Origin of the sequence: Amycolatopsis alba DSM 44262 (assembly GCF_000384215.1) — a bacterium.
Classification (GTDB): domain Bacteria; phylum Actinomycetota; class Actinomycetes; order Mycobacteriales; family Pseudonocardiaceae; genus Amycolatopsis; species Amycolatopsis alba.
In genome coordinates this window covers 8,682,112-8,696,266 of record NZ_KB913032.1, presented here as the reverse complement: position 1 = coordinate 8,696,266, position 14,155 = coordinate 8,682,112, and the positions used below count along the sequence as shown (strand labels likewise).

At 68.8% G+C, this 14,155-nt stretch carries 13 protein-coding genes; 4 read left to right on the top strand and 9 right to left on the bottom strand.

The genetic code is table 11. The features are described 5' to 3' along the window. Positions 1-519: 519 nt before the first annotated feature. The 3 genes from AMYAL_RS0140295 to AMYAL_RS0140285 all read right to left on the bottom strand — a co-directional run bounded on the left by AMYAL_RS0140295 (position 520) and on the right by AMYAL_RS0140285 (position 4,679). On the bottom strand, positions 520-1,722 hold the full coding sequence (locus AMYAL_RS0140295) for an HNH endonuclease signature motif containing protein (RefSeq protein ID WP_026467840.1): 1,203 nt from the start codon (positions 1,720-1,722) through the stop codon (positions 520-522). Between the two features lie 153 nt (positions 1,723-1,875). Continuing rightward, positions 1,876-3,105, bottom strand: a complete 1,230-nt coding sequence (locus AMYAL_RS0140290) for a GGDEF domain-containing protein (RefSeq protein ID WP_039794865.1) — start codon at positions 3,103-3,105, stop codon at positions 1,876-1,878. A gap of 323 nt (positions 3,106-3,428) precedes the next feature. After that, positions 3,429-4,679, bottom strand: coding sequence for an MFS transporter (locus tag AMYAL_RS0140285; RefSeq protein ID WP_020636983.1), 1,251 nt, complete (start codon positions 4,677-4,679; stop codon positions 3,429-3,431). A 125-nt stretch (positions 4,680-4,804) separates the two neighbouring features. Between AMYAL_RS0140285 and AMYAL_RS0140280 the strand changes: the two genes are divergently transcribed. Beyond that, complete coding sequence (locus AMYAL_RS0140280; protein ID WP_020636982.1) at positions 4,805-5,095, top strand: hypothetical protein; 291 nt, start codon at positions 4,805-4,807, stop codon at positions 5,093-5,095. A 1-nt stretch (position 5,096) separates the two neighbouring features. Here the strand turns inward: AMYAL_RS0140280 and AMYAL_RS0140275 are convergent, their stop codons facing one another. Next, positions 5,097-6,836, bottom strand: a complete 1,740-nt coding sequence (locus AMYAL_RS0140275) for a discoidin domain-containing protein (protein ID WP_020636981.1) — start codon at positions 6,834-6,836, stop codon at positions 5,097-5,099. A gap of 106 nt (positions 6,837-6,942) precedes the next feature. Beyond that, a complete protein-coding gene (locus AMYAL_RS0140270) occupies positions 6,943-7,881 on the bottom strand; it encodes a GlxA family transcriptional regulator (protein ID WP_020636980.1) in 939 nt (312 codons plus the stop codon). Positions 7,882-7,974: 93 nt separating this feature from the next. Between AMYAL_RS0140270 and AMYAL_RS0140265 the strand changes: the two genes are divergently transcribed. From AMYAL_RS0140265 to rnhA, 3 genes are read left to right on the top strand one after another with little or no spacing between them, the layout of a single operon-like run. Further along, complete coding sequence (locus AMYAL_RS0140265; RefSeq protein WP_020636979.1) at positions 7,975-8,379, top strand: DUF6010 family protein; 405 nt, start codon at positions 7,975-7,977, stop codon at positions 8,377-8,379. A 16-nt stretch (positions 8,380-8,395) separates the two neighbouring features. Beyond that, complete coding sequence (gene dinB / locus AMYAL_RS0140260; protein WP_020636978.1) at positions 8,396-9,586, top strand: DNA polymerase IV; 1,191 nt, start codon at positions 8,396-8,398, stop codon at positions 9,584-9,586. 21 nt (positions 9,587-9,607) lie between these two features. After that, positions 9,608-10,081, top strand: coding sequence for a ribonuclease HI (gene rnhA, locus AMYAL_RS0140255; RefSeq protein WP_020636977.1), 474 nt, complete (start codon positions 9,608-9,610; stop codon positions 10,079-10,081). Between the two features lie 571 nt (positions 10,082-10,652). On the opposite strand, the gene AMYAL_RS0140250 is transcribed toward rnhA, so the two are convergent. The 4 genes from AMYAL_RS0140250 to AMYAL_RS0140235 form a co-directional block, all read right to left on the bottom strand. Continuing rightward, entirely contained in the window at positions 10,653-11,324 is a 672-nt protein-coding gene (locus AMYAL_RS0140250) for a VldE C-terminal domain-containing protein (protein ID WP_026467839.1), read from the bottom strand. 196 nt (positions 11,325-11,520) lie between these two features. Continuing rightward, positions 11,521-12,012 (bottom strand): hypothetical protein, encoded by a 492-nt coding sequence (locus AMYAL_RS0140245; RefSeq protein WP_020636975.1) that lies wholly within the window; start codon positions 12,010-12,012, stop codon positions 11,521-11,523. Further along, positions 12,009-13,421 carry a sensor histidine kinase gene (locus tag AMYAL_RS0140240; protein ID WP_020636974.1) on the bottom strand — a complete coding sequence of 471 codons (1,413 nt, stop codon included), beginning with the start codon at positions 13,419-13,421 and terminating at the stop codon, positions 12,009-12,011. Before AMYAL_RS0140240 ends, AMYAL_RS0140245 begins: the two co-directional genes overlap by 4 nt. After that, entirely contained in the window at positions 13,418-14,110 is a 693-nt protein-coding gene (locus tag AMYAL_RS0140235) for a response regulator transcription factor (protein WP_026467838.1), read from the bottom strand. Before AMYAL_RS0140235 ends, AMYAL_RS0140240 begins: the two co-directional genes overlap by 4 nt. Between the last annotated feature and the right edge of the window lie 45 nt (positions 14,111-14,155).

The following is a 14,155-nucleotide window of genomic DNA, read 5'->3' as shown; positions in this document are numbered from 1 at the left end:
ACAATCGGGGGTCCGGCTTGCTAGTCGGGTTCGTGAGCTGTCATCAGGTGTTCACGCCGGTTTCACCGGGGTGCTCGGGTGGTTGTTCCGGTCCGGGCGGTCGTCGAGTCGGTCGTCGAGTCGCGGGGGTGGCGAGAGACGGGGGCGAGCCGCTCCGGGGAGGGGCTGTGGCCGTTTTTCGGCGACAGGGTCGGCACGGCGGTGGTTCTACGGCGAGCGGGCGCAGTGATGCCGGATAGGGGTTTTCAGCGGAGGTCTGCTTGCGAAGGTGGCCTTTCGGCTGGGGGCTCTTCGAGTCACGGGGTGTCCGGCTCGGATGTGGTGCTGCTTTCGGCAGGGGCGTGGCCGTTTTTCGGCGACGGCGTTCTGTCGGGGCGACGTAACAGGCCCCGTGTGGAGGGATGCTCAGGCGGGACGTGGCCGTTTTCTGACGACGGGGTTCTGTCAGGGGCGACGTAACGGGTCCCGTGTGGAGGCGGCTCGTACGCTCGGCGTCGTCGTCGTTTTCCGGCGACGGGGTCAGAACGGTGGTGGTTCGTCTGTCAGGCGGGGTTCGTGCAGCGGTGGTGGTGAGCTGTCGTAGGTCTGCCCTGTCGGGGTGGTGACAGTGAGCGTGCCATCAGGAGCGAGCGTGTAGATCCAGCCGGGTTCGTCCTTGAGCCGGTGATCGCGGCGGCACAGGTCGACCAGATCGTCAGCGCTGGTATGGCCACCGAACTGCCACGGCACGGAATGGTCGAGGTCGCAGGCCTGCGCGACCCGGTGACAGCCGGGTCTTCGGCACTCACGATCCCGCACCCGCACGAACTCACCCAACCCGGCGGTGGGCCGGTACCGCTCCCGCCCCAAGTCCAGTACCTGCCCGGACAACGGGTCGGTGATGATCCGCCGCAGCACCGTGTCCGGACCCGAAGCGATCTCCCGCGCCAGCGACGCCGGGATATGGCCATGCCCGGCCAGTTCCGCGGGATCCTCGTTCAACCCGAGATAAGTATTCAAGTCCATATACAGGAACACCTCCGACCGTTCACCGGGCCCACCCTGCCCACCGAGCAGGAGATCGAGAGCGACATCGGCACGCAACTGGTCCAGCGTCCGGGTCTCACCACCCGCCCGCAGCGCCCGTGCTTCCCGGTCGATCCGCGTGTAGGCCGCGGCCACCTTCTCCACCGGGCCGTCCTCGACCTCGATCGACGCCACCCCGCTCTCACCCTGCCGCAGCCTCAACCGACGGCCCTCGCGGAAATGCTTCGTGCGCCGGGCGGCGCCCTCCCGGTCCACCGTGTTCGCCGCATGACTCGCCGCTTTCCGGATCTGCTCGGTGTTCCTCTCCTCCAAACGATCCTCCAGCAACGCATCCACCTCCAGCGCGTTCTCCTGCGAGAGCCATCCGGTCGCGGCGGCGACCTTCGCCGCACCCGCGCCACTCACCAACCCCTGGTCCATCAACCCCAGCGTGCGGGGCAGGCGAGTCGCCAGCGCCTCCGCCGTGGACACCAGCACCGCAGCATGACCATCCACAACAGACAACGCGAACGCCACCTCCTGCACCACACTCGACACACCCCCACGATGACGAGACAACTGCGCGATCGCACGAAACCGCACCGCCTCCAATCGTGCGATATCCGCCGATGCGGCCTGCGCCACAGCAACGCATTCCTCATCGGTCAGAGACGCAATTTCCTTGCGTGAAGCCAAAAAGGCTCTATCAGTGTCCACGGCAAACACCGTACAACCGCCCACCGACAATTCCGGACCACGAGAACACCGCAAGCGTCGCCGATTTCCGGCAACGCCCGGTTCAGAGGCGGCCCGGTCCACATAGGACATATGTCCCGAGTGTGTCGAAGGAAGCCCAGACGAGGCTGAAACCTACTGCGAGGGAGGGGCCAGTTCGACGCGATTGCGGCCACCCTGCTTCGCCCGGTAGAGCGCGGTGTCGGTGGCGACGAGAAGGTCGTCGACGCTGGTGATGTTGGCGGCCGGGTACAGCGCCCCGCCGATCGACACCGTCAGATCGGTCAGCACGGCGTCACGATCGGGCAGAACGACCGAGACCACCGCCACCTGGTGCCGGATCCGTTCGGCCACTTGGCGCAGGGTCTCCTCGCCGTGGATGTCCGGGATGACGATCGCGAACTCCTCGCCGCCCCACCGCCCGCAGACGTCCTGTTCGCGGATCTCGGCGCGCAGCGCGTCGCCGACCGCGCGCAGGACGAGGTCGCCGTTGGGGTGACCGTAGGTGTCGTTGATCGTCTTGAAGTTGTCGAGGTCGAGGAACAGCACGCCGAGTTTGCGTCCGGCGCGTGTCCGGCCCAGATGCTCTTCGGCCAGCTGACGCCAGCGGCGTTTCGTGACGAGCCCGGTGGTGGCGTCGGTGTGCGCGTCGCGCCGGTACTGCGTCAGCAGCAGTCCGCGGTGCAGCGCGACCAGCGCGATGACGACCCCGACCAGCACCAGCGGATTGGCCTGGACGAGGACGACGGCCGTCACGAGCCCGAGGCCGAGCGCGCCCGCTTCGAGGATCTGGTCGCCGAATCCGGAGAACAGTTCGCCGATCGACTTCGGCGGCGAGGAGAGCGCGATCGCGATCATCACCAGCACGGTGTTGATCGCCCAGCGCAGGGCCGCGGCCACGATGATGACGGCGAGGTCGCCCAGCCCGGCGAGCAGCCCGGAGTCGGGCGAGCCGGGGTAGTGGCGCATGCCGACGCTGAGGACGACGACGGCGGCCTGCGTGCCGCAGAGCACTGTCGCGGCGGAAAAGATCCACCGATGGGGGAGAACCGGCCGTTGGTGTGGCCAGATCCGCAGCCATGCGATGGTGTAGGTCACCACGACCATCGCGGCGGCGAGCACCGGCGGCAGCGCGATGACGGCGGCGACGCTCCAGACCGCTTTGGTGTCGACGTAGGCGACCGACGGGGCCCTGTCGTACTCCCGCTGGCGTTCGATCTGCCGGGTGCCCTCGATCGCGATGGCCGCGCACAGCGTCAAGACGCCGAACCGGATCAGGTCGGTACCGGTCACCGGGACCAGCCAGGCCGTCGCGGCGGTCGAGAGGACCGCGATGAGATTCACGACCAGGACGTAGGAACGCACAGGTCGCGGCAGGCTCCACAGGTGCCAGGCCCCGAGCCGTCGCCGCGCGTCGCCGAGTCGTCCGTCCACACACCCTCTTCCGTCGGTGATCTACACCGTAATCGAACCGGGACTGCGACGACCGCGTTGTCTCCGACGATAAGAAGCGCGGCCGCGAATTCCCCCGGACAGCCCAACCGCAACAAGGGAGGTGCACCGATGCAGGACAACAACTGGTGAGTGTTTTGCCGGATACATCGCAATCGCGAAGGAGGTGAACGGCATGCGTGACAACAACTGGACGACCCGTCGTGACAACAACTGGACGTGATGAGCCGATCGAGTCAGGAACCATGCTCGCCAACGGGTGTCGTCCCGCCGTCCGGGCCCACAGGGTCTCCGGGGCCGCGGCGGGACGACACCGTCCGTGACCAGCCCACCCCGGCGGCACCGGCGACCATCACTCCCGCACCGGCCGCGACGGCGACCACGGTGGTCGGCGCGACGACCTGGGCCAGCAGCCCGGCGGCCGCGATCCCCGCCGCCTGCGCCGCCCGCAACGCCGCGATCGCGACCCCGATCACCTGACCGCGATGGGCCGAGGGCGCGGCGAGGCTGTACTGCGTCTGGGTGATCATGTCGTGCGCGGAGAACACGCCCGAGATCGTCCACAGCACGACGATCGTGACCAGGCCGTTCGCCCAGCCGGTCGGGATCAGCACCAGGCTGCTCGCCACCGTCAGCGCGCCCAGCACCCGGACCTGCCGTTCGCGCGGGATCCGGCTCAGCAGGATGCCGCCGAGCACCGAGCCGACCGGATTCGCGGCCAGCAGCCACGGCAATGCGCCCGCGCCGCCCAGTTCGGCGGCGACCGGGACCGCGAGGCCCTCGGGAACGACGTAGAAACCGCAGCAGCAGGCGATGAGCAGCAGCCAGCGGAGCTTGCGGTCGCGGGCGACCAGACGGCAGCCCGCGATCAGGGAAGGACGCTTGTGCCGGCCCGGTGCCGAGGGCGGGTACCGCTCGAGCCCGAAGCGGAGCATGAGGGCCGACAGCGCGAACGTCCCCGCGTCGAGCAGCAGCGCCCCTGGCACGCCGAGGCCGGTGACGACGGCGGCGCCCGCACCGAAGCCCACCACCAGCCCGGCCTGATAGGTGGACGAGATGACGGCCTGGCCGACGACCAGCCGGTCCGGATCGAGCAGATCCGGCAGCATCGCCTGCCGGGCCGCCTGGAACGGCCCGGCCATGAGCTGCACGAGGAACAGCAACGCGGCAGCGGCGGGCAGCGGCAGGCCGGGCACCGCCATCAGCGCGATCAGGACCGCGCGGCCGACGTCGGTCACCACCATCACGGTGCGCCGGGAGAACCGGTCCGCGACGCCGCCCAGCGCGCCGCCGAGCAGATCGGGCACGAAGGTCAGCGCGTACGCCGCCGAAGCCCACCCCGCCGACGACGTCCGGTCGAACACCAGCACCGTGAGCGCGACCCTGGCCAGCTGGTCACCGGCGACCGACAGCAGATGCGCGAGCCAGATCCGGCGGAACCCGGCGACCGCGAAGACGCTGCGGAACGACGCCGCCCGTGCTGGCATGCGTTTCAGGCTGTCGTGAAGCGGCCACTGGGCGCAACCCCGAAGATCTTCGAAAAAATTTGCTGCCGTGTCGAACCGCGGGGTACCCGTTCGACGTGTGAGTAAGAGAAGGAACGGAGAATCCGATGTCGCATTCACTGGGCCCGCTGGCGAACAACCTGGCCGCCTACGCCATCTACTCGACCGCGCAGACCGAGATGCGCCACGCCTACAAGCTGATCGAGGCCGGCGACTACCTCGGCGCCGCCGCGGAGATCGAATCCGCCGCGCACGCCGCCGAGGTCCTCGCCCGCGCCACTTCCGATCTGGACGCCGAGCGCTCCGAACGCTGGCTCAGAGTCGTCGTCGCCCGAAGGCGGTTCGCCGAACAGGCCAGGGTGCGGGCGGCGGGCACCGGCGTGCCGCTCGCCGCGTGAGTCAGCCCGCCGGGTAGGCCGAGCCGATCCAGGCCTCGTCCACCCGCAGCCGGTCGACGCCCTGGCTGTCGACCTTCTCGATCCGCACGTACCGCGCCGTCGTCACGGGCAGGTCGATGAACCGCACGCCCCGGTGGTTCGGCAGCGAGCCGGTCTTCACCGGTGAACCCCAGTCCTTCCCGTCCGCGCTGACGAAGACCCGGTAGTTCTTGATCCGCGCCGAATTCGACGCCGGGTAGGTGGTCGAGTCCTCGCGCTGGTTGATCCCGATGTACTGGATCCGCTTCGGAGCGCCGAGGTCGAACCGCAGCGACACCGGCTGCGCGGACGTCGCGTCCCAATAGGTCGAGTAGTCGCCGTCCGCCGCGGCTTGCGCCGGATGCCCGCTCCCGGAGGCACTGGCGCTCATCGTGTACGACGACGGCGGATAGACGCCCTCGCGTCCGCCGGTCTCCACGGCGAACACGGTGTCGTACTGGTCCCACGACGAGATGCCCGACACCGTGAGCTTGCCGCCCGACTGGCTGTGCGCGACCACCGCGCCGGTGCGCTGGTTCGTCACTCGTTTGACCTTGTACCCGTTGTCCCGCAAGGAAAGCGTGCTGCCTGACGGCCGAGTGAGCACGTGAAGGTAGTGCTTGTCCGGGTCAGTCTTGGACACCGTCGTGACGCCGTGCGCGCCGTCGTTCCAGAAGCCGGGCGCGAACCCGCCGTGGTCGTAGCCTCCGCCGTAAGTGCCGTCGATGGACGGCCAGATCTTGTCGAAGTACCCGGCGGCGAAATTATTGAACGCCTCTTGGTCCGAGGGGAACCGCCCGTTGACCATGGCGGTCTCGGCCATCAGTGCCTTGACGTCCGAGCCCTTGTTGGCCAGGTATCGGCCGAGGGTGAGCTTGTAGTCGACAGCGGAGTTCGAGCCGCTGTACCACCACGCGCCGGAGGTGGGGAGTTTGAAGCACGCCTCGATCAGCCGCGGCGCGGCGGTGTAGACCGCCTGCGGGTAGTCGTAGGCCGGGGTCATGCCGGTCTTCTGCTCGTTGCTGATCGTGTCCATGATCGGGGTGTCTTCGTTGTTGTTGCTCAGCAGGTAGTCCGGCCGCTCCCGGCGCACGCGTTCGTAGAGTCCGTTGCGCTCCCAGTAGGCGTTGTCGTTGTCGATCCAGAACCCGGCGAGATCGGGATAGCGCCGCATGATCTCGACGAAGTTGTCGTAACCGAACTCGCCGAAGCCGTCGCGAGTGTGCAGGTCGACCTGCTTGCCCTTGTACTTCGAGTACGCCGAGGAGTTCAGCCAGCTCTTCCCGGAGCCCAGGCCGTCGTTGTGCCACTGGGGATCGTCGGTCATGTAGGTGATGACCTTGACCCCGCCCGCCTTGCCCGCCGCGATCAGCTCGCCGAGGAAATCCCTTGTGGTCGAACAACTTCCCGGCACCGCGCTCGGCCACGCCCTGGCGTAGCCGAGCTTGCTGTGGAACGACGCCAGCACGACGTACTGCGCGTGCAGTTTCTTCGCCTCGTCGATCCAGTACTTCGCGTTCCAGCCGCCGTCGGTGACGGCCTTTTCCCAGTCGGCGCAACTGGTGTAACCGGGGGAGGTGCGCATTCCCCAGTGCAGGAACAGCCCCGCCGTCGAGGCGCGCAACCACTCCTGGCGGGGATGGTGCACCTCGGCGTTCGCGGGTGTCAGTCCGGTGAAAAGGAGTACGACGGCGAGTAAGACGCCCAGCTTCTTGCCCAGCACGAGCCTGCCTCCTGACGACGTCCCCTACGGCGGGAGAAGACGTGCTCGGTGATGTGTACGGCCATCGTCGCCGGGAGGTCCGGTCATCGGCAAGAGGCGTTCCCGCTCAACGGAAAGCGCGTCGATAGGCGACCGGGCTGACGCCGGTCGTGCGCTTGAACCGGTCGCGGAACGAGGTGGGCGAACCGAAACCGACTTCGGCGCCGATCCGTTCGACGGCGTGCTGCGTGGTCTCCAGCAGATGCTGGGCCTGCCGGATCCGGGCCCGGTGCAGCCATTGCAACGGGGTCGTCCCGGTCTGTTCGCGGAAGTGCCGGATGAGCGTGCGAGTGCTCGTCCCGGCGTTCGCGGCGATGTCGGCGAGACTGAGGTCGCGCGCGAGGTTTTCCTGCATCCAGAGCAAAGTGGGTTCCAGCGCCGCGCCTCGGGGAGCGGGCGGATGCCGCAACGCGATGAACTGCGCCTGGCCGCCCTCGCGTTCCAGGGCCATCACCGAAAGGCGAGCGGCGTCGGCCGCGATCGCGGCGCCGTGGTCGCGCCGGATGAGGTGCAGGCACAGGTCCAGGCCCGCGGCGGCGCCCGCCGACGTGAGGATCTGCCCGTTGTCGACGTAGAGCACGTCCGGGTCGACGTCGACGTCCGGATAGGCGGCGGCCAGCGCTTCGGCGGCGACCCAGTGCGTGGTGGCACGGAGGCCGTCGAGCAGGCCCGCGGCCGCGAGGACGAAGGTGCCGGAACAGATCGAGGCGATCCGCGTGCCGTTCGCGGCGGCCGAAGTGAGCGCTTCGCGGACGGTTTCCGGCAACGGCCCGGCCGGGTCGGCGGTACCGGGGACGATGATCGTGTCCGCCTCGCGCAGCGCGTCCAGTCCCCACGGCGCGCGCAGGGTGAAGTGCCCGGCGTCGACGTCCGGATGCTCGGCGCAGACGATCACCCGGTAGCCCGCGCTCCCGTCGGCGAGCCGGGTCCTGGCGAAGACCTCGATCGGCGTCGAGAGGTCGAACGGGATCACCTTGTCCAGCGCGAGGACGGCGACGGTCTGCATGACCGCAACCTACCTCGCCGGATGGCGGGATCCCGTCGGAAGGCGTCGTTCACGCCACTGGGAGCGGGCCCTGTCCGGCTCTAGCGTCGAGCCATGATGATCATCGCGCCGCTTCTCGTCGGCCTCGTCTACGTCGTGCTGATGTCGCTGATCCACGAGCCGCATCGGCGCCGCTTCAACGCGATCATGGTGGCGGGCGCCGGAGCCGCGTACCTGAGCGGTGGCGGCCTCGGGATCTGGGAGTTCGCGTTCACCGCCGTCATGACCTACGTGGCGTACCGCGGCCTGGAGTCCTGGACGTTCATCGGCATCGCCTGGCTGCTGCATACCGGCTGGGACGTCGTCCACCATCTCAAGGGTGCCCCGATCATCCCGTTCGCGGAGCATTCGTCGTTCGGCTGCGCGATCTGCGACCCGGTGATCGCGATCTGGTGTTTCGCGGGCGGTCGATCGATGACGGATTTCATCCGCACGCGGGTTGGCCGTTGGGCCGATTGATGCGAACATATGTTCTATGCCGCCCGAGGGTCCCATCCTGCACGCCGACCTGGACTCGTTCTACGCGTCGGTCGAGCAGCGTGACGACCCGAGCCTGCGCGGGCGGCCGGTCATCGTCGGCGGAGGTGTCGTCCTGGCGGCCAGTTACGAGGCCAAGGCGTACGGCGTCCGCACGGCGATGGGCGGCGGGCAGGCGCGGCGGCTGTGCCCGGACGCGATCGTCGTCCCGCCCCGGATGCACGCCTACTCGGAGGCGAGCAAGGCGGTCTTCGAGGTCTTCGGCAACACGACGCCGCTGGTGGAGGGCATCTCGATCGACGAGGCGTTCCTGGACGTCGGCGGGCTGCTGAAGATCGCGGGCACGCCGAGCCGGATCGCCGCGAAACTGCGGAAGGACGTCCTGGAGCAGGTCGGCCTGCCGATCACCGTCGGCGTCGCCAGGACGAAGTTCCTCGCGAAGGTCGCCAGCGGCGTCGCGAAACCCGACGGTCTCCTTGTCGTGCCGCACGACAAGGAGCTGGAGTTCCTGCATCCGCTGCCGGTCGAGCGGCTGTGGGGGGTGGGCAAGGTGACGGCGCAGAAGCTGCGCGAGCGCGGCGTCACGACGGTCGGGCAGATGGAAGGGTTCGGGGAGAAGGAACTCGTCCGGATGCTCGGCCGCGGCGTCGGCACCCATCTGCACGCCCTGTCCCACAACGACGACCCGAGGCGGGTGCGGACCGGGCAACGTCGCCGGTCGATCGGGGCGCAGCGCGCGCTCGGCAGCAGGCCGCGGTCGCCCGCCGAACTCGACGCGATGCTGCTGACCCTGGCCGATCGCCTGGCCCGGCGGCTGCGCGCGGCGCGCAGGGTGTGCCGGACCGTCGTGCTGCGGATGCGGTTCGCCGACTTCACCAAGGCGACGCGTTCGCACACCCTGCTGGAGGCGACCGAACAGACCGGCGCGATCGTCGCGGCGGCCCGTGACCTGCTCGCCGCGGCGAGACCGCTGATCGACGAACGCGGGCTCACGCTGATCGGCCTCGCGCTCACGAACCTGACCGAGGACGACGCGATCCAGCTGGCACTGCCGTTCGGGGCGAAACCGAGGGACGCGCTCGATGCGACGCTCGACACCGTCCGGGACCGCTTCGGTTCGAAGTCCATCACGCGGGCGGTGCACCTCGGGCAGGCCGAGGAGCCGTGGGTGCCACTGCTGCCGGACTGAACCCGTCGCTAGGGTGTCCCGGTGGCGGAAGTCGAGATCTACACCGATGGCGCGTGCAGCGGGAATCCCGGCCCCGGCGGCTGGGGCGCGGTGCTGCGGTACGGCACGGTCGAGAAGGAGATCTACGGCGGGGACGCCGGGCCGACCACGAACAACCGGATGGAGCTGATGGCGCCCATCGAGGCGCTCGAAAGCCTCAAGCGCCGGGTCACGGTGGACATCTACACCGACAGCACCTACGTCCGGAACGGCATCACCAGCTGGGTCCGGAACTGGAAGAACAACGGCTGGATGACCTCGGCCAAGACACCGGTCAAGAACGCCGACCTGTGGCGCCGCCTCGACGAAGCCGCGTCACGGCACGACGTCGAATGGCACTGGGTCAAGGGCCACGCCGGGCATCCGGAGAACGAGCGAGCGGACCGGCTCGCCGTCAAAGGCGTGGAAGAGGTCGTGGGGCGACCTGTCGTCCAGCCCGGCGAACGGCGTTCGTGAGTGGCAAGTCGGGTTATCGAGGGGTAGGACAAACGTGTCGTGCTCGAACGCTCGTGTGTCTGCCGGTTTCGGGTGTAGCGAAAGCCACTTTCGGGACATCAGACGTCCCGAAAGTGGCTTTCGCGACGTCAGGACCTGCCGGAGCGCATCGGGCCCGGCCGATCCCCACCAGCCACAAGAACACCGCCACTCCAGCCCCGCATCCGCACCCACGGCGCCTGCAAACCAGCAGCCGCGACCTTTGCCTTACCCCTCAAGAGAACCGTCCTCGCCACTCACGACCCCTCGGCCCGGCGCGGTCTGGTGGGTCGGCGATGTTGCGAAAGTGGCTTTCGCAACATCCGAAGCCGACACGCCGGTGAGCGAGCAGGACACCTTCGCCTTACCCCTCAATAACCCGAAACGCCACTCACGACCTCTTCGTAAAACTGCGCAAAGCACCTAAAGCGGGCGGGTCAGTCGGAAAAGTTGTCCCTTGTGGACAGTCAGGGTTGCGGTCGGAGAAGTCCTGCTGGGCAGGAGGTTCGGACACGCCGCGCCTGGCCGCTTCTCTTACTCCTCAAGGGAGACGTCAGCAGCTGACGGTCACCTTCGCGCTCTTGGCGAAGGAAACGTGGACGTGGTCCATGTGGTTGGCGGTCGCGCCGCCGCGGTCCTCCATGGTGTCCCAGCCGCTGCCGTCGTTGTAGCGCTGGCGCCAGATGACGTAGGTGACGCCGAAGTCCTTCTGGTTGGCCAGGATGTAGTCGGCGATGGCGTTGCCGGTGGCGGTGTCCACCATGAAGTCCAGCGCGAGACCGGACGGGTGGTCGCTGGCGTTCGACCGGCCGGCGACGCCGCCGACGGTCTTGACGCCGAACTTCGCCTTGACGTGGTTGCCGACCTGGGCCACATGCGGCTTGGTGCCCGCGAGGCTGGTCGAACACGCCGTCTGGGCGGGCACTGTCGTCTTCACCGGGGCGGGGGCCTTGGTCGACGTCGTCGGCTTCGGGGGAGCCGAGGAGGTCGACGAGGGCGGGGTAGTCGTTGTGCTAGAGGGCGGGGTGCTGCTGGTCGACGGCGGGGGAGTCACGCTGGAGACCGGGGGAGCCTGCAGCGCGAGCGCGGCACTGGCCGCCTCGACGTCAGGGGTACCTGCGGTGGTCAGCCACATCGACGCCGGGAGCGCCGTGGCGACCGCTGCCGCGATACCCGCGGGGAGCTTCCACTGCGGAGCCTTGTTCTTGCGATGTCTGCCGGCCATTTCTCTGATCACTCACCACTTCGGGGACGGGAACTCGCGTCGGGGGCCGCGAGCTCCGGGCAACATTACGAAATGGACACGGCAATGTCACGCCCGAGTGTGTTCGCCCACAGTTACCTTGATCGGTGAACCAAAAGGGGCTCACGTCCGTACAGATACGAGAAGCGCTTATATGTGAGCACTGTGAGTGACTAATTCAGTCCGCTTTGCAGGACTGGAAGAGCACGTTCTCGCTCGGCGAGATCACATTCACGGCACGGGAGTGCGAGGTCTGGCCGTTGGCCGCCGAGGCCGCGATCACGGTGCAGATCAGCTGATTGATGGCCTGGTCGGACAATTTGCGCACCGAGAACGGCAGCGCGAGGCTCGCCGGGTCGCCGGAATAGACCTTGACCCGGCCCAGCTCCGGCGGGACGAACGTGGTGAGTCCCTGCGCGGCTTCCTTGTCCGTCGGCCCCTTCAGCAGCAGCGTGATCGCGCCTTCCGCGGAGATGGAGCCTTCGCTGGGCCTGGTCACCGGAAGGACACGGCCGTCGGAGACGAAGTACAAGGTCACCCCACCGAGCATCTGCATCCCCTCGGTGTTGCGGATCGAGGGTCCCGGCCCGGCCGGGACGACCCCGGTCGGCTGCACGCCGCAGGCCGCCACCAGCGCCGCGAGCACGAGCAGGACCAGGGTCTTCCTCATCGCGTCCCTCCTGAGAGCCGGTGCGGCAGGCGCAGGACGAACCGGGCGCCGTGCCCGGTGTCGGCGGCCGTGATGTCGCCGCCGTGCAGCCGGGCGTTCTCCAGCGCGATCGCCAGGCCCAGGCCGCTGCCCTCGGAACGGGCGCGGGACGTGTCGGCCTTGGTGAAGCGGTCGAACACGTGCGGCAGGACCTCGGGGTCGATCCCCGGCCCGTGATCGTCGACCTCCAGCGTGATGCCGTCGTCGCCGGCGCGGAGCCGGACTTCGACCGGGGACTCGCCGTGCCGGAACGCGTTGCCGACGAGGTTGGCCACGATCAGGTCGAGCCGCCGCCGGTCGACCTGCGCGAGCACACCGTCCGGCAGGTCGGTGACCAGTTCTTCGCCGTCACGCCAGCCACGGGCGTCGAGGCTGTCGCGGATCGCCGTCGCGAGATCCCATTCGTCGAGGACCAGTTCGGCGCGGCCCGCGTCGAACCGCGAGATCTCGACCAGGTCCTGGACGAGCCGGGTCAGCCTGCGGGTCTCGCCCGAGACCAGCCGGGCCGCGACGGCGGTGTCCGGCGGCAGCGCCTCCGCGTCCTCGTCCAGGACGTCGGTGACCGCGTTCATCGCCGCGAGCGGCGTGCGGAGTTCGTGCGAGACGTCGGCCACGAACCGGCGGGCGTCGGCCTCCATGGCTCTCAGCTCGCCGACCGTGCGCTCCAGTTCGGCCGCGGTGTTGTTGAAGGTGGTGACCAGCTCGGCCAGCTCGTCGGAGCCTTTGGCGGGCAGCCGGACGTCGAGCCTGCCTTCGCCGAGCTGGGCGGCGGCGGTGTTGAGCGCCCGGACCGGCCGCAGCACCTGCCTCGCCGCGAGCAGGGCGAGCGCGGCGGCCAGCGGCAACGCGAGCGCGGCCATCTGCCAGGCCGACTTCGCCAGTTCGTCGATGGCCTGTTGCTGCTGGCCGAGTGAGGTGAGCGAGTACACCTGGAGCCCGCTGCGCCCCATCGACCCGTTCGGCTGCCTGGTCAGCACCGGCATGCCGACCAGCAGTTCGGGGATGGTGTCGCGGTCGAGGCGCTGGAACTGGATCCGGTCGTCGTCGGCGACCGTCTGCCGCAGTTCGGGCGAGAACGTGGTCAGGTCCGGGCCGTTGACCGACCGCAGGTCCCGGTAGACCGCGACGGCGTTCAACCGGAGGCTGCCCGCGAAGTCGTTGAGCTGTTCCTGGGTCGGTGGCGTGGACAGCGGGCGGCCGTAGACACTGACCCGGTCCTTCAGCTGGTTCATCGCCGCGTTCTGGACGGCTTCGAGGATCGCGTTGCGGGCCGAGACGTAACTGGCCCCCGCCGCGGCCGCCGCCCCGATGATCGTCATCGCCGCGAAGGCCAGGATGAGCCGGGGCCGCAGCCCGGAAAGCAGCCTCATGAACGGCCGAACCGGTACCCGAAGCCGCGGACGGTCTGGACGTGATCGGGTTTCGCGGGCACGTCTTCGATCTTCGCGCGCAGCCGCTGGACACAGGCGTCGACCAGCCGGGAGTCGCCGAGGTAGTCGTGATCCCAGACGGCGGAGAGGATCTGCTGGCGGCTGTAGACCTGTCCGGGGGTGCGCGACAGCTCCAGCAGCAGTTTCAGCTCGGTCGGGGTGAGCGAGACCGGCACGCCGTTCTTCGTGACCACCAGCCCGGTCCGGTCGATGACCAGGCTGCCGTGTCGTTCCCCGGCTTGGTCGCCCTCGCTCGCGGGCTTCTCGCTCACCGCGCGCCGCAGCACCGCCCGGATGCGGGCGTCGAGCACGCGGGGCTCGATCGGCTTGGTCACGTAGTCGTCGGCGCCCGCCTCCAGCCCGGCCACGATGTCGAAGTCGTCGCTGCGCGCGGTGAGCATGATGATCGGCACCTCACCCGCCGACCGGATCCGGCGGCAGGTCTCGAAGCCGTCGATCCCCGGCAGCATCAGGTCCAGCACGACGATGTCGGGCTGGAACACCCGGAGCTTCTCCAGCCCGAGCTCACCGCTCTCGGCGGCGTGGACGGTGTGCGACTGCCGTCGCAGCGCGAGCTCCAGCCCCTCCCGGACGGACGCGTCGTCTTCGATCAAAAGGACACTTGCCACGCCGCCATTATTCGGATATCGCCGCGTGTGTGCGACTCGGCTCGA

What these genes read in the sequence shown, in the direction of transcription:
- AMYAL_RS0140270 (WP_020636980.1), bottom strand. Translation starts at nt 7,881, where the DNA reads ATGCAGACCGTCGCCGTCCTCGCGCTGGACAAGGTGATCCCGTTCGAC.
- AMYAL_RS0140285 (WP_020636983.1), bottom strand. Translation starts at nt 4,679, where the DNA reads ATGCCAGCACGGGCGGCGTCGTTCCGCAGCGTCTTCGCGGTCGCCGGG.
- AMYAL_RS0140250 (WP_026467839.1), bottom strand. Translation starts at nt 11,324, where the DNA reads ATGGCCGGCAGACATCGCAAGAACAAGGCTCCGCAGTGGAAGCTCCCC.
- AMYAL_RS0140280 (WP_020636982.1), top strand. Translation starts at nt 4,805, where the DNA reads ATGTCGCATTCACTGGGCCCGCTGGCGAACAACCTGGCCGCCTACGCC.
- AMYAL_RS0140265 (WP_020636979.1), top strand. Translation starts at nt 7,975, where the DNA reads ATGATGATCATCGCGCCGCTTCTCGTCGGCCTCGTCTACGTCGTGCTG.
- dinB (WP_020636978.1), top strand. Translation starts at nt 8,396, where the DNA reads ATGCCGCCCGAGGGTCCCATCCTGCACGCCGACCTGGACTCGTTCTAC.
- AMYAL_RS0140245 (WP_020636975.1), bottom strand. Translation starts at nt 12,012, where the DNA reads ATGAGGAAGACCCTGGTCCTGCTCGTGCTCGCGGCGCTGGTGGCGGCC.
- AMYAL_RS0140240 (WP_020636974.1), bottom strand. Translation starts at nt 13,421, where the DNA reads ATGAGGCTGCTTTCCGGGCTGCGGCCCCGGCTCATCCTGGCCTTCGCG.